Annotated in this window: 16 protein-coding genes; 2 read left to right on the plus strand and 14 right to left on the minus strand. The window is 30.7% G+C overall.

What is annotated here, in order from left to right; genetic code table 11:
• Nucleotides 1-120: 120 nt before the first annotated feature.
• The 4 genes from HSX10_RS13325 to HSX10_RS13340 all read right to left on the minus strand — a co-directional run bounded on the left by HSX10_RS13325 (nucleotide 121) and on the right by HSX10_RS13340 (nucleotide 5,354).
• Nucleotides 121-1,917 (minus strand): endonuclease, encoded by a 1,797-nt coding sequence (locus tag HSX10_RS13325; protein WP_173588726.1) that lies wholly within the window; start codon nucleotides 1,915-1,917, stop codon nucleotides 121-123.
• A 28-nt stretch (nucleotides 1,918-1,945) separates the two neighbouring features.
• On the minus strand, nucleotides 1,946-3,157 hold the full coding sequence (locus HSX10_RS13330) for an RsmB/NOP family class I SAM-dependent RNA methyltransferase (RefSeq protein WP_173588727.1): 1,212 nt from the start codon (nucleotides 3,155-3,157) through the stop codon (nucleotides 1,946-1,948).
• A gap of 259 nt (nucleotides 3,158-3,416) precedes the next feature.
• A complete protein-coding gene (locus HSX10_RS13335) occupies nucleotides 3,417-4,166 on the minus strand; it encodes a C40 family peptidase (RefSeq protein ID WP_173588728.1) in 750 nt (249 codons plus the stop codon).
• A 9-nt stretch (nucleotides 4,167-4,175) separates the two neighbouring features.
• Nucleotides 4,176-5,354, minus strand: a complete 1,179-nt coding sequence (locus HSX10_RS13340) for an acetyl-CoA C-acyltransferase (protein ID WP_173588729.1) — start codon at nucleotides 5,352-5,354, stop codon at nucleotides 4,176-4,178.
• A 117-nt stretch (nucleotides 5,355-5,471) separates the two neighbouring features.
• Here HSX10_RS13340 and HSX10_RS13345 point away from each other — a divergent pair, with 117 nt between their 5' ends.
• Nucleotides 5,472-7,523: an HD family phosphohydrolase gene (locus HSX10_RS13345; RefSeq protein WP_173588730.1), complete on the plus strand. Its 2,052-nt coding sequence runs from the start codon at nucleotides 5,472-5,474 to the stop codon at nucleotides 7,521-7,523.
• Nucleotides 7,524-7,647: 124 nt separating this feature from the next.
• On the opposite strand, the gene HSX10_RS13350 is transcribed toward HSX10_RS13345, so the two are convergent.
• Nucleotides 7,648-8,376 carry a tRNA-uridine aminocarboxypropyltransferase gene (locus HSX10_RS13350; RefSeq protein WP_173588731.1) on the minus strand — a complete coding sequence of 243 codons (729 nt, stop codon included), beginning with the start codon at nucleotides 8,374-8,376 and terminating at the stop codon, nucleotides 7,648-7,650.
• A 312-nt stretch (nucleotides 8,377-8,688) separates the two neighbouring features.
• On the opposite strand from HSX10_RS13350, the gene HSX10_RS13355 reads away from it, so the two are divergent.
• On the plus strand, nucleotides 8,689-9,945 hold the full coding sequence (locus HSX10_RS13355) for a tyrosine-type recombinase/integrase (protein WP_173588732.1): 1,257 nt from the start codon (nucleotides 8,689-8,691) through the stop codon (nucleotides 9,943-9,945).
• 263 nt (nucleotides 9,946-10,208) lie between these two features.
• Here HSX10_RS13355 and HSX10_RS13360 read toward each other — a convergent pair whose 3' ends face one another.
• The 9 genes from HSX10_RS13360 to HSX10_RS13395 form a co-directional block, all read right to left on the minus strand.
• Nucleotides 10,209-10,799, minus strand: a complete 591-nt coding sequence (locus tag HSX10_RS13360; RefSeq protein WP_173588733.1) for a hypothetical protein — start codon at nucleotides 10,797-10,799, stop codon at nucleotides 10,209-10,211.
• Between the two features lie 377 nt (nucleotides 10,800-11,176).
• Complete coding sequence (locus HSX10_RS13365) at nucleotides 11,177-11,473, minus strand: hypothetical protein (protein ID WP_173588734.1); 297 nt, start codon at nucleotides 11,471-11,473, stop codon at nucleotides 11,177-11,179.
• A 131-nt stretch (nucleotides 11,474-11,604) separates the two neighbouring features.
• Complete coding sequence (locus HSX10_RS13370) at nucleotides 11,605-12,237, minus strand: IS3 family transposase (RefSeq protein WP_217363274.1); 633 nt, start codon at nucleotides 12,235-12,237, stop codon at nucleotides 11,605-11,607.
• A gap of 8 nt (nucleotides 12,238-12,245) precedes the next feature.
• The gene (locus tag HSX10_RS18830) at nucleotides 12,246-12,377 is read right to left on the minus strand and encodes a hypothetical protein (protein ID WP_302476791.1); all 132 of its coding nucleotides are present in this window, start codon (nucleotides 12,375-12,377) and stop codon (nucleotides 12,246-12,248) included.
• A gap of 44 nt (nucleotides 12,378-12,421) precedes the next feature.
• Nucleotides 12,422-12,856, minus strand: coding sequence for a helix-turn-helix domain-containing protein (locus HSX10_RS13375; RefSeq protein ID WP_173588735.1), 435 nt, complete (start codon nucleotides 12,854-12,856; stop codon nucleotides 12,422-12,424).
• A 184-nt stretch (nucleotides 12,857-13,040) separates the two neighbouring features.
• The gene (locus HSX10_RS13380; RefSeq protein WP_173588736.1) at nucleotides 13,041-13,202 is read right to left on the minus strand and encodes a hypothetical protein; all 162 of its coding nucleotides are present in this window, start codon (nucleotides 13,200-13,202) and stop codon (nucleotides 13,041-13,043) included.
• Nucleotides 13,203-13,235: 33 nt separating this feature from the next.
• Nucleotides 13,236-13,685 (minus strand): hypothetical protein, encoded by a 450-nt coding sequence (locus HSX10_RS13385; protein ID WP_173588737.1) that lies wholly within the window; start codon nucleotides 13,683-13,685, stop codon nucleotides 13,236-13,238.
• Nucleotides 13,686-13,834: 149 nt separating this feature from the next.
• Complete coding sequence (locus HSX10_RS13390; protein WP_173588738.1) at nucleotides 13,835-14,338, minus strand: hypothetical protein; 504 nt, start codon at nucleotides 14,336-14,338, stop codon at nucleotides 13,835-13,837.
• A gap of 162 nt (nucleotides 14,339-14,500) precedes the next feature.
• Nucleotides 14,501-16,276, minus strand: a complete 1,776-nt coding sequence (locus HSX10_RS13395; RefSeq protein ID WP_173588739.1) for a WG repeat-containing protein — start codon at nucleotides 16,274-16,276, stop codon at nucleotides 14,501-14,503.
• Nucleotides 16,277-16,398: the final 122 nt, after the last annotated feature.

A 16,398-nucleotide genomic window follows, 5' to 3' on the forward strand; every position in this document is an offset into this window, starting at 1 on the left:
GATATAAATGAATAGAATTAATCTTTACTTTTTAATATCTAAGATGAATATAAAAGTATAGATATAAAAAATGGTCAGAATTTCTTCCGACCATTTTTTATATCTATAAATCTGCTTTTTTTAGTTCTTTACAAGTTTCTTCGTTATAGTAGAATTGCCTTGTGTGATTTTCACAATATAAATACCTGTTTTTAAACTTTGAACATTTAATGTACTCGTCTTAGTAATCATGTTATTAAAAACACGTTTTCCAAGAATATTAAAAATTTCAATATTGGTATTAACTTCAGATTTTAAATTTACCGTTAAGTTATCTTTTACCGGGTTAGGGTACAGATTTACTGTTTCTAAGGTGTTTTGTTCAACACCTAATGCAGAATAGCATGTGTATGATAAATCATCAAAAGCAACTCTATTTCCAGTACCACTATTATTGTTAATAATTACAGATACATTACCTTCAATATTAATATTTGAAATTGTAACCGTTTGTTCTGTATCCGTGTAAGAAATAGTTCCTACTGAATTTCCATTAACGTTTACATTAAAAGTTCCATCAGATCCAGAAAATACACGTTTAGTTGTTACGGTTAAAGAACCAATTCCACCTGTAGTTGAAGGAAGGGTTAAAACTCCATCTCTTACAGTAATTGCAGCAGAAGGATTAATTTGTTGATCTGATCTGGCATCTGTAGCACTCCAACTTCCTCCATTGTCACCTGTCCAGTCTATATTTGAATAAGAACTAATTGAAGTATCTAAGTTTTCAAAAGTTTCAGCTAAACAATCTTCACCACTAACACTTCCGTTATTAGTTGTAGTTTCGCAATCTTCATTGCTAAAACCAGATATATTATTTGCTGCATCTTTAGCTTTAACAGTAAAACAGTAATTAGAATCAGGAGTTAATCCTGATGCTGTAGCAGTTGTACTAGCGGAGTTAAAACTATAAGTCCCATCAATATAAACATCATAAGATGTTACAGCGATATTATCTGTAGATGCTGTCCAAGTTAGAGTAATACTATAATCTGTAGAGGTAGAAGCGACTAAATTTATTGGATTAGTTGGTGCTTCTGTATCTGTCGTTGGGTTCCATATAAGGTTCGCATATTCAGGATGATCTACAAACGGATTTGCATTACCTTGGTAATTATAAGCAGCATTATTTCGTTCTATTTCTACTTGATCTACAGGATCTACATTATAATGCCAATCTAATAACATGGTAATAGCCCAATCAGAAAGTGCTTGGTTTTCAGTTCCATTAAACATAGCAAAACCACCATAGTTATCCATATTATCTTCGTAACGTGTGGCAAAATAAAGTATTGCTCTAGCGATATCTCCTTTAAATTCGTCTATAGGTTCAAAAACAGTTCCTGAATATCCAGAAACATTACTAGATCCTTGTTTCGACCCGTTTAAAGAGGTCCAATCAGCAGATCCTACTGTTCCGAAAGGAAGATTTCCTCGTTTTCCGTTAGCATAGCCATCACTAGGAATAACGTGATGTATGTCATTTTTCATTGGAGAAGCACTTCCAAAAGCAGATTGCGGTACTAAATGCTCACGATTGTAACAAGAGCCTTCTTGTGTGTAATTACCACATTGATTAGAACCTTGTTGATATCCATACGCGTCAGTTCCGTTAGGATTTTCAGTATAAAATAATAAAACAGATCCGTCATTTTCATAGCCACCATCTTGTACATTATCTACATGAGTCGTTTCATATCCAAAATATAATGATCCATATCCTTGATCAGAATGACCATCAGTAACAATGGTTTTCAATGCTGTTTTTAGATCATAACCTGTTAAACCTTCTGCATCATCATAATAGTTAGATGGAATTTGAGCAAACCCAATGTAGGAGATTAGTAAAGTTATGCTTAGTAAGTAAAAGTTTTTCATTCGAGATTTTTGTTTAAAAATGATTTGGTTATTTTCTTTCTAACAAAGCCATGTAAAATCCATCATATCCAGACTTATAGGCTAAAACTTTTTTGTCTTTTACAAAAGTAAAATCTTGTCCTGCTTCAGATTTTAAGAATTTATCAACTTGTTTCTGATTTTCAGAAGGTAAAACAGAACATGTTGCGTAAACCATTTTACCACCAGATTTTACCATTTTAGAATATTGTTCTAAAACCTCTTGTTGTATTTTTTTGATATTTTCAATAAATTCGGGTTGTAATTTCCATTTAGCATCAGGGTTTCTTCTTAAAACACCTAATCCAGAACATGGCGCATCAATTAACAAACGATCAGCTTTGCCATGAAGTTTTTTAATTGGTTTAGTAGAGTCAATAACCTTCATTTCAATATTATGAACACCATTTCTACGAGCTCTAATTTTTAGTTTTTTCAATTTACTTTCGTAAATATCCATTGCTATTAATTGCCCTTTGTTTTCCATAAGTGAGGCTAAGTGTAAAGTTTTACCACCTGCACCAGCACAAACATCTACAACCTTCATCCCTGGTTTTACGTCTAAATATTCTGCAACAAGTTGAGAAGAAGCATCTTGTACTTCAAACCATCCGTCTTTAAAAGCTTCAGTAACAAAAACGTTAGCACGCTCTTTAAGTTTTAATGCTGAAGGATGATCTGGTAACAAATCAGTTTCAATACTCTCAGATTCTAACTTTAATTGTAAATCTTGCTTGTTAGTCTTTAAAGTGTTAACTCTAAGAATCACCTCTGCTTGTTCGTTTTGTTTAGCAATTTCTTTTGTCCATTCTGCTTCACCTAATTCTGAAACTCCTAATTCATCAATCCAATCCGGAATAGATTCTTTGTATTTTCTAGTTTTGGATAATTCATCAAAACGACCTTTAATTTTTCTTGAAGGTGTATCTGCAAAGTATTTCCAATCAGGTAATTTTATTCCTTTTAGTGTTGCCCAAACCGCAAAAATTCTCCAAAGGTTATCTCTATCATATGGCCCTTTAACATCAGCTATTTCTGCATATAATCTTTGGTAGCGAACGATAGTGTAAACCGTTTCTGCAACAAAACCTCTGTCTCTGCTTCCCCAACGTTTATCGCGTCTTAGTAATTGTTGTATTACTTTATCAGCATATTCACCTTCATTAAAAATAAGGTGTAATCCGTCAATCACTGCAAAGCATAAATTTCTATGTAATCTCATAATAAGTATTCTTGTTTAGTCTTTCTTTACAGTTTTTTATTTGTAAAAAAAGAACGTGCAAAGGTAAGGGAAAAGTTTAAAGTTGTAAGGTTTTATTCAAAAGTGTTACCTTATCTATATCGTTGAAGTTAGAATAGGTGCTTTTTTTGAGGTAAAGTGTTATTTTTTAGTGTAGTAATTACGTTATTTAAAGTTGAAAATTGTAAATAAAAAGAATTAAAGTAAAGACAATTATAGTCGCGTTTTTTAGCTATTATTTTTAAATAATCTTTTTAATAACTCTTAGTTTGTGTGTATGTGCATTTTTGTCAATATTATAAATACCACTGTGGTCTAAACGATCAATTCTTACTTTTCCGTGTGCATGAATAATATAATTGTCTTCCATTATAATGCCAACATGTGTAATATCTCCTTCTGCATTATCAAAAAAGGCTAAATCTCCAGGCTCACTTTCTTCAATAAAACTTAAAGCTTCACCTTGTTTAGCTTGTTCTGAAGCATCTCTTAGAATCTTGTAACCATTTAATTTATAAACCATTTGGGTAAACCCAGAGCAGTCAATACCAAAAGGTGTTTTGCCTCCCCATAAATAAGGAGCATTCAAATATAAAAATGATGATTTTACAATATTTTCTTTAGCACTTTTAGAGGTTAAAGCAATGCCATCGAAATGATGATTCAATAGATCTATACCGTTTAACTCAGATCCAACAGGAATAGGGTAGAGGTTATCAGTATCATCAGATACAAACTCGATTAAATCTTTAGAAAGGTTAATTTCAGATTTAGATAAATCATTATAATTAGCCTCTTCAATTTCTAAATATTGCTTATTATCGATCCAGCCTTCGTATTTATCGTATGCAAAACGAATACGGCTCCATTTTTTGCGTTGTTCTAACACTTTAAAATAATCGCCATACAAAGCCTGCGTTACCATTTCACTGGTATCGCTAGGTTCAATTCTAATAGGTACAATTCCAAGATTGCAAATGCCGTATTGCATAGGGTTTTGTTAAGCGCGTTCTAAAATCATTGCAGAAGCACCTCCACCTCCATTACAAATAGCAGCTGCTCCTAGTTTTGCATCATTTTGATGTAATACATTAATTAAGGTCACTAAGATTCTAGCCCCAGAACAACCTAAGGGATGACCCAAAGAAACCGCTCCTCCGTTTACATTAACGTTATTATCATTCAATCCTAAAATTTTCATATTGGCTAAACCTACGATAGAAAATGCTTCGTTAAATTCAAAGAAATCAATAGCGTTTATATCCAAGTTTGCTTTTGCTAATGCTTTAGGTAAAGCCTTTGCAGGTGCTGTAGTAAACCAATTTGGTTCTTGTGCAGCATCGGCATATCCTTTTATTGTTGCTAAAGGTGTTAATCCTAATTCTTCAGCTTTTTCTCTACTCATTAATACTAATGCAGCGGCACCATCATTAATTGTAGATGCGTTAGCGGCAGTAACTGTTCCGTCTTTAGTAAAAGCAGGACGTAAAGCCGGAATTTTATCCATTTTTACATTGGTGTATTCTTCATCTGTATCCACAATTACAGGTTCTCTACGACGTTGTGGTACTTCAACTGCAATCACTTCATCTTTAAATTTACCAGCTTCCCAAGCGGCTTTAGAACGTTCATAAGATTGAACAGCAAAAGCATCTTGATCTTCTCTAGAAAATTCATATTTAGTAGCACAAGCATCTGCACTTACACCCATGGCATTGTTATCATAAGCATCTACTAAACCATCTTTTTGCATACCATCTTCTAATGTAGCAGGTCCAAATTTAGTAGCTGATCTTGCATGGTAATAATGCGGAATCAAACTCATGTTTTCCATACCACCGGCAACAACAATTTCTGCATCTCCTAATTGAATAGCCTGTGCAGCTTGCATTACGGCTTTCATTCCCGATGCACATACTTTATTTACAGTAGAACAAGGTACTGAATTTGGTATTCCAGCATAAATTGCAGCTTGTCTAGCTGGTGCTTGTCCGTTACCGGCTTGTACAACATTTCCCATAATAACTTCATCAACCAATTCTGGTTTTAGGTTAATTTTGTCTAAAGCTCCTTTAATAGCAGCAGCTCCTAATTTTGTTGCTGGTACTGTAGATAAGCTTCCCAAAAAACTTCCAATTGGAGTTCTTACTGCTGAAACGATAACGACATCCTTGTTCATAAATATAATATGTTTGATTGTTGTTTGTTGCGAAATTAAACATTTTTTGAGAGATTTGAGAATGTATTATTGATATTAGCCTTCTAAAATTTTAATATTTATTACATTTGATTGTATATGAATGTATTCTATAATAAGTGGTATAAAAACCACGCTCTGGTCTATAAGGTTTTGTTATTTATTGTAACAACATTGTTTATTGTGTACCTATTTCCTAAAACAGGAAAATTTAGATATTCTTTTGAAAAAGGAAAACCGTGGCAATCGGAAAACCTATATGCTCCTTTTAATTTTGCGATTAAAAAATCGCAAAAAGAGATTGAAAAAGAAGAAATTGAAATTAAAAGCGGAAGTCTTGTTTATTTTGAATTAAATAAAGAGGTTAAAGATGAAGTGCTATCTGAATATCTCACAAGGTTTAATCAGGTGTTTAAAGACTCTACTGATTTTAATATTAATAATTCAGACTTATATAAAAAGGGGCAATCCATAATTGAAAACCTGTATAGCAGGGGGATATTAGATTCTGATTATGATTATGAAGATGACAGAGCTGTAAAATTAGCGACAGCTAACAAGGTTGAAAAAGAGGTTCAATATGGAACTTTATTTGAACTTAGTAATTTAAGACTTCGTGTAGAAGCAGATATGGGAAATTCGATTCCTATAAATGCTAAGAAACGAATGATATCTGTGTTTTTTGATGTTATAAAACCAAATATAAAGCTTAATGAAATTTTAACTAAAAAAGCTTTAGAAGAAGAACTCTCTAAATTGTCTTTAACTAGAGGACGGGTTGAAAAAGATCAGCTAATTATTTCAAAAGGGCAAGTGATTGAAGAGTCTCAATATGATATTTTAAGTTCTTTAAAATCCGAATATGAGTCTCAAGTTTGGAATACTACAAACTATAATTGGGTGCTTATTGCTTACACGTTATTGGTTGCATTAACACTTTTAATGTTATTGTTATTTTTAAGCAAGTATAGAAAAGAAGTGTTTTTAAATAATACCAAAGTCACGTTTATCTTCTTCAATATTGCATTGATGATTTTAATTACTTCGTTAGTGGTTAATGTGAATTCTCAGTTTATTTATGTGGTTCCTTTGTGTATTTTACCCTTGCTTTTAAAAGCATTTTTTGATGCAAGGTTAGGTTTGTTTACACATGTTCTTACCGTATTACTTTTAGGGTTTGTTGTGCCTAATAGTTATGAGTACATGTTTCTTCAAATTATAGCAGGTATGGTGACCATATTAACTGTGTCTGAACTGTATAAAAGAGCAAATTTATTTATTTCGGTAGGGCAGATAACATTTATTTACATTATTGCTTATTTCGCGTTTTTTGTAATTCACGAAGGACAACTTACGGGGCTTAAACTAGAAACTTTTGGATTGTTTATATTATGCGGTTTGGCAACATTATTTGTTCAACCTTTAATATATATCTACGAAAAAATATTTGGTTTAGTATCTGATGTATCACTTTTAGAGCTTTCTGATACCAATACAAAATTATTAAAAGAATTATCTAACAGAGCTCCTGGTACATTTCACCATTCGCTTAATGTAGCTAATTTGGCAGAAGCCTCTGCAAACGAAATTGGTGCAAATGCCATGCTGATTAGAGTAGGGGCACTTTACCATGATATTGGTAAGATGAATAATCCAACTTATTTTACAGAAAATCAGAGTAACGGAATTAATCCACACGATGAATTATCGAGTAGAGAAAGTGCGCAAATAATTATTGATCATACTATAAATGGTATTGAGATTGCTAAGAAATATAATTTACCAGATCGTGTTATTGATTTTATTAGAACGCATCATGGAACTAGTGTTGTCTATTATTTTTACATGAAAGAAAAAGCTGTAAATGAAAATGTAGATATTAAAGATTTTATGTACCCTGGACCAACACCTTTTAGTAAAGAAACAGCAATACTAATGATGTGTGATAGCTTAGAAGCAGCATCTAAAAGTTTAAAAGAGCCTACAACAACAAAGCTTAATGAGTTTGTTGAGAATATAATAAATAAACAAATGGAAAGTGGACAGTTTTTAAATGCAGATATCACTTTTAAGGAGATTCAATCAATTAAAAAAGTACTAAAATCTAAGTTAGCAAATATTTATCACTTAAGGATTGAGTATCCGGAGTAGTAGAATTTTTATGATTTAAAAAGTAAAACCCGTTCTAATTATAATTAGAACGGGTTTTTATGCAAAAGATAATAGAGTAAAATTATCTCATGATTAATTTTAAATCTATTTTAGGATAGATGATTTAATTCTCTTTTTCAAAAATTATATTTCTTTCTGTACTTTTTTTATACAAGTTCTTAGTAATAATCTCATTGCTCTCAGTTGAACGATAATTCTTGTTATTTGGGTTTTGCAGATATTCAAGTTGATGCTCAATCATCTTTTCAAAAGGAACAAGAAAGTCCTTTGTATCGCATTGTTCTAAGCCACCTTTTTTAAGTAAATTTAAGACTGTATAGACAGACTCAATAGTACTAAGACAAAGAGGCTCTGGCTGCTGCTTGATGATAAATTTTGATTTAATTTCATTATCAAAACTGACCCTTTTTAGTTCTTGTAAGTTCTTACTTAGTTTTAGCATTTTACGGGCACAAGGCCACGTACCATCAAGAATAAAGATGTTTGGATTACTGCCCATAAATGAATTTATCTCTGAACCTTCTCTTACAGATAAGTTGAAATTATCTTTACCTGGATAAAGTAAAAAAGAAGAATTTTTTTCTTTAGTCAGAATTTCATTTACACGGTTATTATTAGTGAAATCTACTCCAACTATAATTTCAGAATTTTTAAGTTGAAGCTTAGTCATATGTCCTGTTCCGTTTTTTTCTTTTTTGTACTCTTTAGGGTGCATAAGAATAATAAAACGAGTTTTAGTCTGTAAGGGACTAATGTGTTTACAAATACATGTGCTTTTAGGATTCATGCATTTGTAGCATGTTGATCTTGGATTTTTTATTTCTATTTGCAAAGTGAATATTTCTTTATTTTTCTAACGTTTTTGTCTGTCACTTATTTAGTGAAGTGAAGGTATATTATAAACAACAAAAAAGCCTCAACATAAATGTTAAGGCTTTTTGTGATCGCAGAAGGATTCGAACCTTCGACCGCCTGCTTAGAAGGCCAAAAAAGCGACTATTTTCACAAGCAATATTATTTATAAATATCTGATTTTGTTATGTTTAGTTAATTTTGAGGTTGTTTGATATGAATTGTACTCAAACAAAAGTGTGCGTAAAGTGTGCGTAATTTTTGCTAACTTTATATCTAAAATAACTGAGAAATGGCACGAGCAAAATTAATTTTGGATACCAGAGCTAAGTCAAAAACTGTGAAGGATGGGTTGTTTCCAATCGTAGTTAGAGTTTTTCATAAAAGTCCTAGAATGATTCGTCTTCCTTATAAGACTTCTAAAGCTGGATGGGATGCAAATAACATGACTATTAAAAAATCAGTTTCTGTAAATAAGGATTTGGATTGCAGTGAGATTAATAAAACGTTATATGAAAAACTTCATTCAGCAAAGTCTTTGATCAATGAACTTGGTGATACTCTTAATCAGATAACAGTTGATACGCTAGTTGAGAATATTAAAAAAATATGGGATGATAAATTAGATTCAAAAGTTAAGAAAGATCTTTCTAATGAAATTACTATTGAGGAATGGGGGAACGTTTTAATAAATCGAAAACTGAAATCTAACAAGCCAGCAACTGCTAATTGGTACAAAAATGCAATAACAGCTTTTGAAAAATTTAATAATAATTCTCCTGTAAAGTTTCATCAGGTTACAGTAACTTTTTTAACTGATTTTGAAATAGAACATTTGTCAAAAGGAAATTCTAAAAATTGTATAAGTTCATACACTAGAGCAATTAGAGCTATTTATAATAGTGCAATTAAAGAAGATGTATTTATACCGTTTAAACATCCTTTTTCCAGTTATAAAATTCCATCTACAACGAGAACAAAAAAAAAGGCTTTGTCTAAAGAAAAAATAATTGCTATTCGAAATTTGATATATGAAGAAAACAGTAGTCTTTGGCATACAAGAAATTATTTCTTAGCTATGTTTAACTGTAGAGGTATGAATTTAATTGACCTTGCTAAATTGAAATTATGTGATATAAAAGGAAATAGAATATATTATGGTAGAAGTAAAACAAACGACCCTTTATCAATTAGAATCACAACAGAATTTTCTGAAATACTTAAGAAATATACCCTTGATAAAAATCCAGATGACTTCATATTCCCAATTGGTTATGATGGTTCGGTTGAAGCATTTAAAAAATATCGTTCAGATAGAAGATTAGTCAATAAATTATTGAAAATAATTGCGAAGGATGCAAATATTGAAGAAAAAATCACCTCTTATTATATTAGACATTCTTGGGCAACAATCGCAAAAGATATGGGCATTTCTACAGAAATTATAAGCGAAGGGCTGGGACATCAATCTATAAGGACAACCGAAATTTACTTGAAAAGTTTCGACAACACAGTGCTAGATAAAGCTAATGATCTTATAGTTGGATGATTAAATTGGAAAAAATGTGAAGAGTTTAATAAATAAATATTCGTAAAGATGATAAAAATATTTTGATATATTTTTCAGGTTTAAAATTATGTAGCCTTTATTCAGGACGGGTCAAAATGTTGTACAACGGTTTTGTGTATGGTTAGTTGCGTGGTTAAGCAACTAATTTAGTAAACTTTTACGAACCCGTGAATATTCCGCAGGAATATTCGCAAGTAGGGAAGAACCTAGCAATTAATTATACACGGTGTTGTGCACAGTCTTTATTCTTCAGGGATTGTTGGTTCAACGTTTCTGTAATATTCAAAATTTTCCCATTCGAAATCCCAAGCAAAAATATCTTCTTGATATGTTTGTACGCTATCAATGTGGAAGCAACTTCCGTCTTCGCTATATTCAAAAGAATATATTTCAATTCCATTTTCGAAATATCGTTTTTCCGTCCACAAAAGAGTTAATCGAGAGTCTTTTAAATTGTATTTTTTTAAGCAAATATTGTTTCCACCTTTATCGTTCACGCTTACAAATTTGGAAGAGACTTTTTTATTTTTAAAGCATAAAGATTCTTCAATACTATATGAGTTTTTAAGATATAACCAGTTTATTGAAGCATCTTTATTCTTTTCTAATATTTGTTGTACTTCTTTTTCTGAATAGGCATAAGTTGAAGTAATAGGTTCTTTTCCGTCTTCATATTGTATTTTAAACATAATTCTCCCATTCTTAAAATGAGTTTCAAAAAGATATTCAGGAAGATCTTTTAGAGTCTCTTTTTTAATTGTGATTTCATCTCCGTTGTTATCAATATATTTGCTTATTTCGTTCAATTTTCCTGTCTCTGTTAGATTGTGCACAACGTTGATGTATATGGAAAGTTGCGTGTTTGAGTGCGAGGATTTTCCGAAGGAAAATCAGATGCAAGCAAACAAAGCAACTGACATTGGTAAAGTACTAATTTAGCAATTTTTTATATACGGTTTGCCATTTCGTTTTTTTTTCTTACAGTTTGGGATTAGTCGACAAATCTTTTTTTTCGTTTTGCTATTCAGTCCGTCGCAACAGTTGCGCATTGTTTTGGTCAGTCAGATGTATGCTGAGTTCTTATTCCGTAAACTTATTCAATTTCAATTCTTACTTTTTCTTTATTGATCAAATCTTTAATTTTGTAAAATAGTATTGAATTAAACAAAATAAAGATGATAGCAGTCCAAAATCCATAATTCATAGATAGTCAAGTCGATGCTCCAAAACTATGAGCAATTAAAACGAATAGTAAAAAAATACGAGCATATTTTTTGGGTAAATAATAACCTAAAACCCCAATTAGTATTAACCAAATTCCACAAATAATAAAAATCCCAGAAACGTGATTTTTCATCATAAAATTTCCGATTGGATTTGCTTCATTCGCCATATTCAAATTTCCATTCCAATATTCCTCTGATTGCCCCTTAATTGTAATTATCGTGTCAAATAAACTTGTCCAAAGCGCAGGAATTAAAGCAAGTATTTTTCCTTTATTATTCATTTAGTTTTTTCTCTATGAGTGCGTTTGTATTATACTGATATAGGTTGACTCTTTTTAGTTAATATTTAGACGTTCAAAAGATTTTTTTTAGCCGTTTAGAAGGCAAAAAATAATTTGAACTAGGTCTGTTTTTAAATCGTAAGTTCAGGTAAATTTACATTATTTTTCCGATAGGATTTGTATTTGATGTTTGGATTCAGATGGACTTCAGCAGGTTTTCTGAGATCTAGGCTAAAATGGGTTCTCAAATTGTTATAAATATATACTGCTTGTTGTATCATTTTTTGTGCTAATTCAGTGTTCTTAATAGTTTGTTTTAATCCATATTCATATTTAAGAGTTCTGTTAATGCGTTCTGCAATAGCATTTTCATAAGGGTCGTATTGCTCAGTCATACTCATTGTAATGTTATTGTTTTCGGCGAATTCTGTGTATTTGGGGTTGCAGTATTGGAAACCTCTATCCGAATGATGGATAAGCTTTTTATCAGGGTATTTCCTATTTTTAATAGCCATAGCGAGTGCATCCGTACAAAGCGATGTTCTCATATGGTTATCGAGTTTATATCCCATAATCTGCTTAGAATAAGCATCTGTAACAATGGCTAAATAATTATGACCGTATTGTGTTTTAATATAAGTGATATCGCTGACCCAAAGTTGTTCAGGACGAGTAGGGACATGGTCTTTTACCAGGTTTTTATATTTTTTGTACATATGGTTTGAGTTTGTCGTTGTGATGTAATTTTTAGTTTTGGGAATCAAAAGATTATTTAGTCTGAGGAAGCGATAGAACTTGTCTCTACCAATCTAATATTAGCCTCAGTAAAATTAGCTTTAAGTTCCGCATGTAGTTTAATTCCACCAGTTTTAGAGCCTACTTTATTACGGTAGTCCTTGACCATTTTGATCATTTTTTGATGATCTATTTCTTTTTTCTGTTGCGTTCTTAGTCTTTTGTAGAAGGCTTGTTTAGAAATCCCAAAACATCCATAGAGCCATTTTCTTTTATACGCTGTTTTTTCTTTTGCTCTATCTCTTTTGCTAATGTTTTGGGTAATGACTTTTTTGACATATCGACACCTGTAATAAGTTCCATATCAGCGATAATGTCCTGTTGGAAGTCTTTTTGGAACTCAAGTTCTTCAATCTTCTCCTTTAGCTTTTTAATCTCATCGTTTTTACTCATACCCATGTTTTGTTGTACTAATGTACTGTATTTTCTTAACCAATAGGAAATAGTTGTTCTAGGAATATCATATTTTTTAGAAGCTTGGTTGTTTGAAATCTGACCATTTAAGATTTGGTCAACGACTAAAAGTTTGGTTTCTAAAGTTGCTTTTTGATAGCTTTTTTTTAGCCAGTGTTCATTTTTTGTTTTCATAAGTGACAGTAATTAATTGCTTAATTTTTAGTCAACCTATTTCAGGAAAGTACACGGTTCAAATTAATGCCAACGGTTTTGTATAAGAATAGTGCGGTTTTGTGTGCGAGGATTTTCCGAAGGAAAATCAGAAGCTAGCAAAACTGCACTAACCTTTGATTAAGCACTAAACTAAGCATTATTTTTATACGGTGTTAGCATTAGTTTTTTCTTCTTTAGTGATATAATTTTTAATTTCCGTTTCCCATTCCGAATATTCAATTTTTTGTAATCCTTTGCTTGAAATCAGTTTTGTGTTTTTGTCTAATTTTTTTAAAACAGATTTGAGATTGGGATTTCCATTCATATATGGCCAATCAGTAAAAAGTCTGCCATATTCTCAATAATTATAATCGTCTTTGATTGATTCTTGCCATTTGTTAAGGAAATAACTGTTCAAATGTTTGCCATTTATTCTAGGGTCAAAAAGAATCATAGTAATCAAACTTTCTATTCCGTTTTTGTTTCTCCAATTGTAGCTAATAATCACAGTATAACCATTAATTTTTCCAATCAAATAATCCTTTTCGGTTTTGAATCCAACTTTGAGGAAATCAGTAAACTTTGCAGTTTTTAATTTTTTAGACCTTTGTTTTGGTCCAAAGTATTTATCATAAATAAAGAGTAAAGTTCCAAGAAAAATAGATAAACCTATAATTAACATTAATAGATTAGTAAATCCGTCAATTCCCATATTAAATTTCCCCGTAATTATAGTCGAGAATAAAGTTGAGAAAACTATAATTGAAAAATAACTTAGAGCTTTTTTGTAGTAGTTGAGGATTTTCATCAAATTAATGCTAACGGTTTTGTGTATGGTTAGTTGCGTGGTTAAGCAACTAAGTTATTAAACTTTTACGAACCCGTGAAAATTCCGCAGGAATTTTCGCAAGTAAGCTCAATACAGCAATTAATTATACACAGTGTTAGGCAACGTTTTTATTTTAATAATTTTAAATTTTCTATATGATTATAATGGGTATTAATTTTATTTATAATTATATATTCTGATATAAAATCTATTATTTCATTTTGTAGTTTTATATTATTTTCAATGAAATCTTTATAACTTGTCTTATTAAGTTTTCCTTCTGAATTAGTCTCAAGGATAATATCCTTTATTTTTATTTCGACCGAGTTAGTAGTTGGGTCTTGAATTAATTCATCAACATAATGAGAGTCTCTATTGGTATGAGCGAAAACATTTCTGTTATTTGATAATTTTCTTATTTTTTTTATCTGTTCTTTATTAAAGATATCTAGATTGATAAGAATTTTAATTTTAGCGCCAAAACTTATTACACTAGTGTTTAATATGTATTCGAGGAAGAATGATTTGTCTTTCGGGTCAATATGATGGGTAATAATTAAATTTAGGAATAATTCTATCTCGTTAAATATGTGAATGGATTTACCCGTATTTAAGTATGTTTCTTTTTTCATAGTAATGTTGAGAAATGTTGCCTAACGTGATTGTGTATGGTTAGTTGCGTGGTTAAGCAACTAATTTAGTAAACTTTTACGAACCCGTGAATATTCCGCAGGAATATTCGCAAGTAGGCTAGAACCAAGCAATTAATTATACACGGTGTTGTAGTGCGTTTTTTATTTAAGTTTATTTCCATTCAAATCATAAATGTCGTGTGGTTCATTTTCGTCGAAATAATCACAGCTAGTTTTTTGAGCATAAATTTTGTTTTCTTTTAATGTAATAACATGGTATTCTATTGGTACTATTAATGTGTTACTTATATCAATAACACCAAATTTACCACCCATTACATAGGTCTTTTCTCCGTTATTGTCTTTATCGAAATAGTTAATAACTTCACTATCTATGCTAATAATTAATAAATCAGATGAAATAAATTTAATCCAGCTGTATTTTTGCGGAATTATTATAATGTTATTTATATCCACTAACCCTAGATAATTACCTTTCCAAGAACTAATAACATATAAATTAGATGTATAAGAGTTATTCTCATAGTCGAACCACCATTTGTGCGATTCTTCTGTGTTATTGTATGAAAATAATTCTGCTTCATCATCAATCCAATTATGATGATTAACTTTTAGTGCTGGTGCTTTGAATGTTCTGAAAAACTTTGAGTTACCGCACTTTTCGAGATAGTCATATTCTAAGGGTAATTTAAATTTTCCATTTGCATCAATAAGACCCCATTTTTTATAGATTTCATTTTTAGGTTTGTTATGCATGTTGTTGATTACTCTAGTATAAGGCGAAATTTCTTCTTCCTTATAATAATTATTATCATCAATGAAAATATTACAATCAAGAGTTTTAAATAAATCAACACGATTTAATTCAAAAAGGTAAATTTTATCGTCTTTTGAGGCTAATATTGTTTTCTCTTTTTCAAATACTATAAAATTCCCATATTCTTTAGGTAAAATCTGATTATTTTTATTATCAATAATGCCAATTTGATTATATGAATTTCCATTGGTGTAATAAGATGATGAAAATACCTTATTGTAATCCCTGTCAATTAGTTCTGTACTTATTTTAACAATATTATTTTCTTTGGGTGAGTTATAATTAATTCCTACTTCGGGCAATTGCTTCCTATCATAGCCTCCAAATGATTCTAAAATTAGATTACCTTTAATATCAAAATAATATTTTTTGCAATCCTTTTTATTAGTTTGCTCTATTAGGGCACAAAATACATTATGTCTGGTATAATAATGAATATGACTAAACAAAGGTTCTATTAAAAAAGAGTTACTCGATATAATTGCTCCGCATTTCATAAACTTCGCTTGAAAAACATCATAAGTTTGACCTGTAATCAACTTTTTTATTGGTTCATAATTATATCTTGTAGGTCTAATTTGAAAAGAATTGCTCGTTATTTTGCAAAAAGCTTTATTACCATTATCATAACTTTTCATTCTTTGATTTGTGGTCAGTTCTACTTTTCTGATTTCAAAAGAATTATGCGAGCTCCTTTCTTTTAAAAATCTTTTTAGCTTAATATTTATAATGTTATTAAACAGCCACAGATTCGGTACAATTTGTTTTCGTTCTTTTTGTATTTCCCCGTGAGCATTGCTTAAAATTTCATACCAAACCTTATGTTTATTCCTAGGCTCAAGCTTTAATTTATCAAATGTTTTGACCACTTCAATCCAATAGTTTAAAGTGTCATCTAAATCAGTTTCTGATTTAAGACTTTGTTCTAATTCATCAAATGAATATGGATAATATTCTTTCAAACCTTTGTGAACTAGTCTTAACTTAGTTTTCGAAAATTCATAAGTGTTTTTGCTTTCAAATAAAACCTCTTCATCTGAGTTTTCAGGGATGATTTTACTCCTCTTTATTTTCGCAAGTATCTTTTTCAGTATTCTCATCGTCAAATGCACTACAACGTTGTTGTATATGGTTTGTTGCGTGTTTTAAGCACCTAATTTAGCAAATAAAAACCGAATAGAAAATCCGCGAGGATTTTCGTAAGTAGGCTAGAACTAGCAAT

Origin of the sequence: Winogradskyella undariae (genome assembly GCF_013285155.1) — a bacterium.
Classification (GTDB): domain Bacteria; phylum Bacteroidota; class Bacteroidia; order Flavobacteriales; family Flavobacteriaceae; genus Winogradskyella; species Winogradskyella undariae.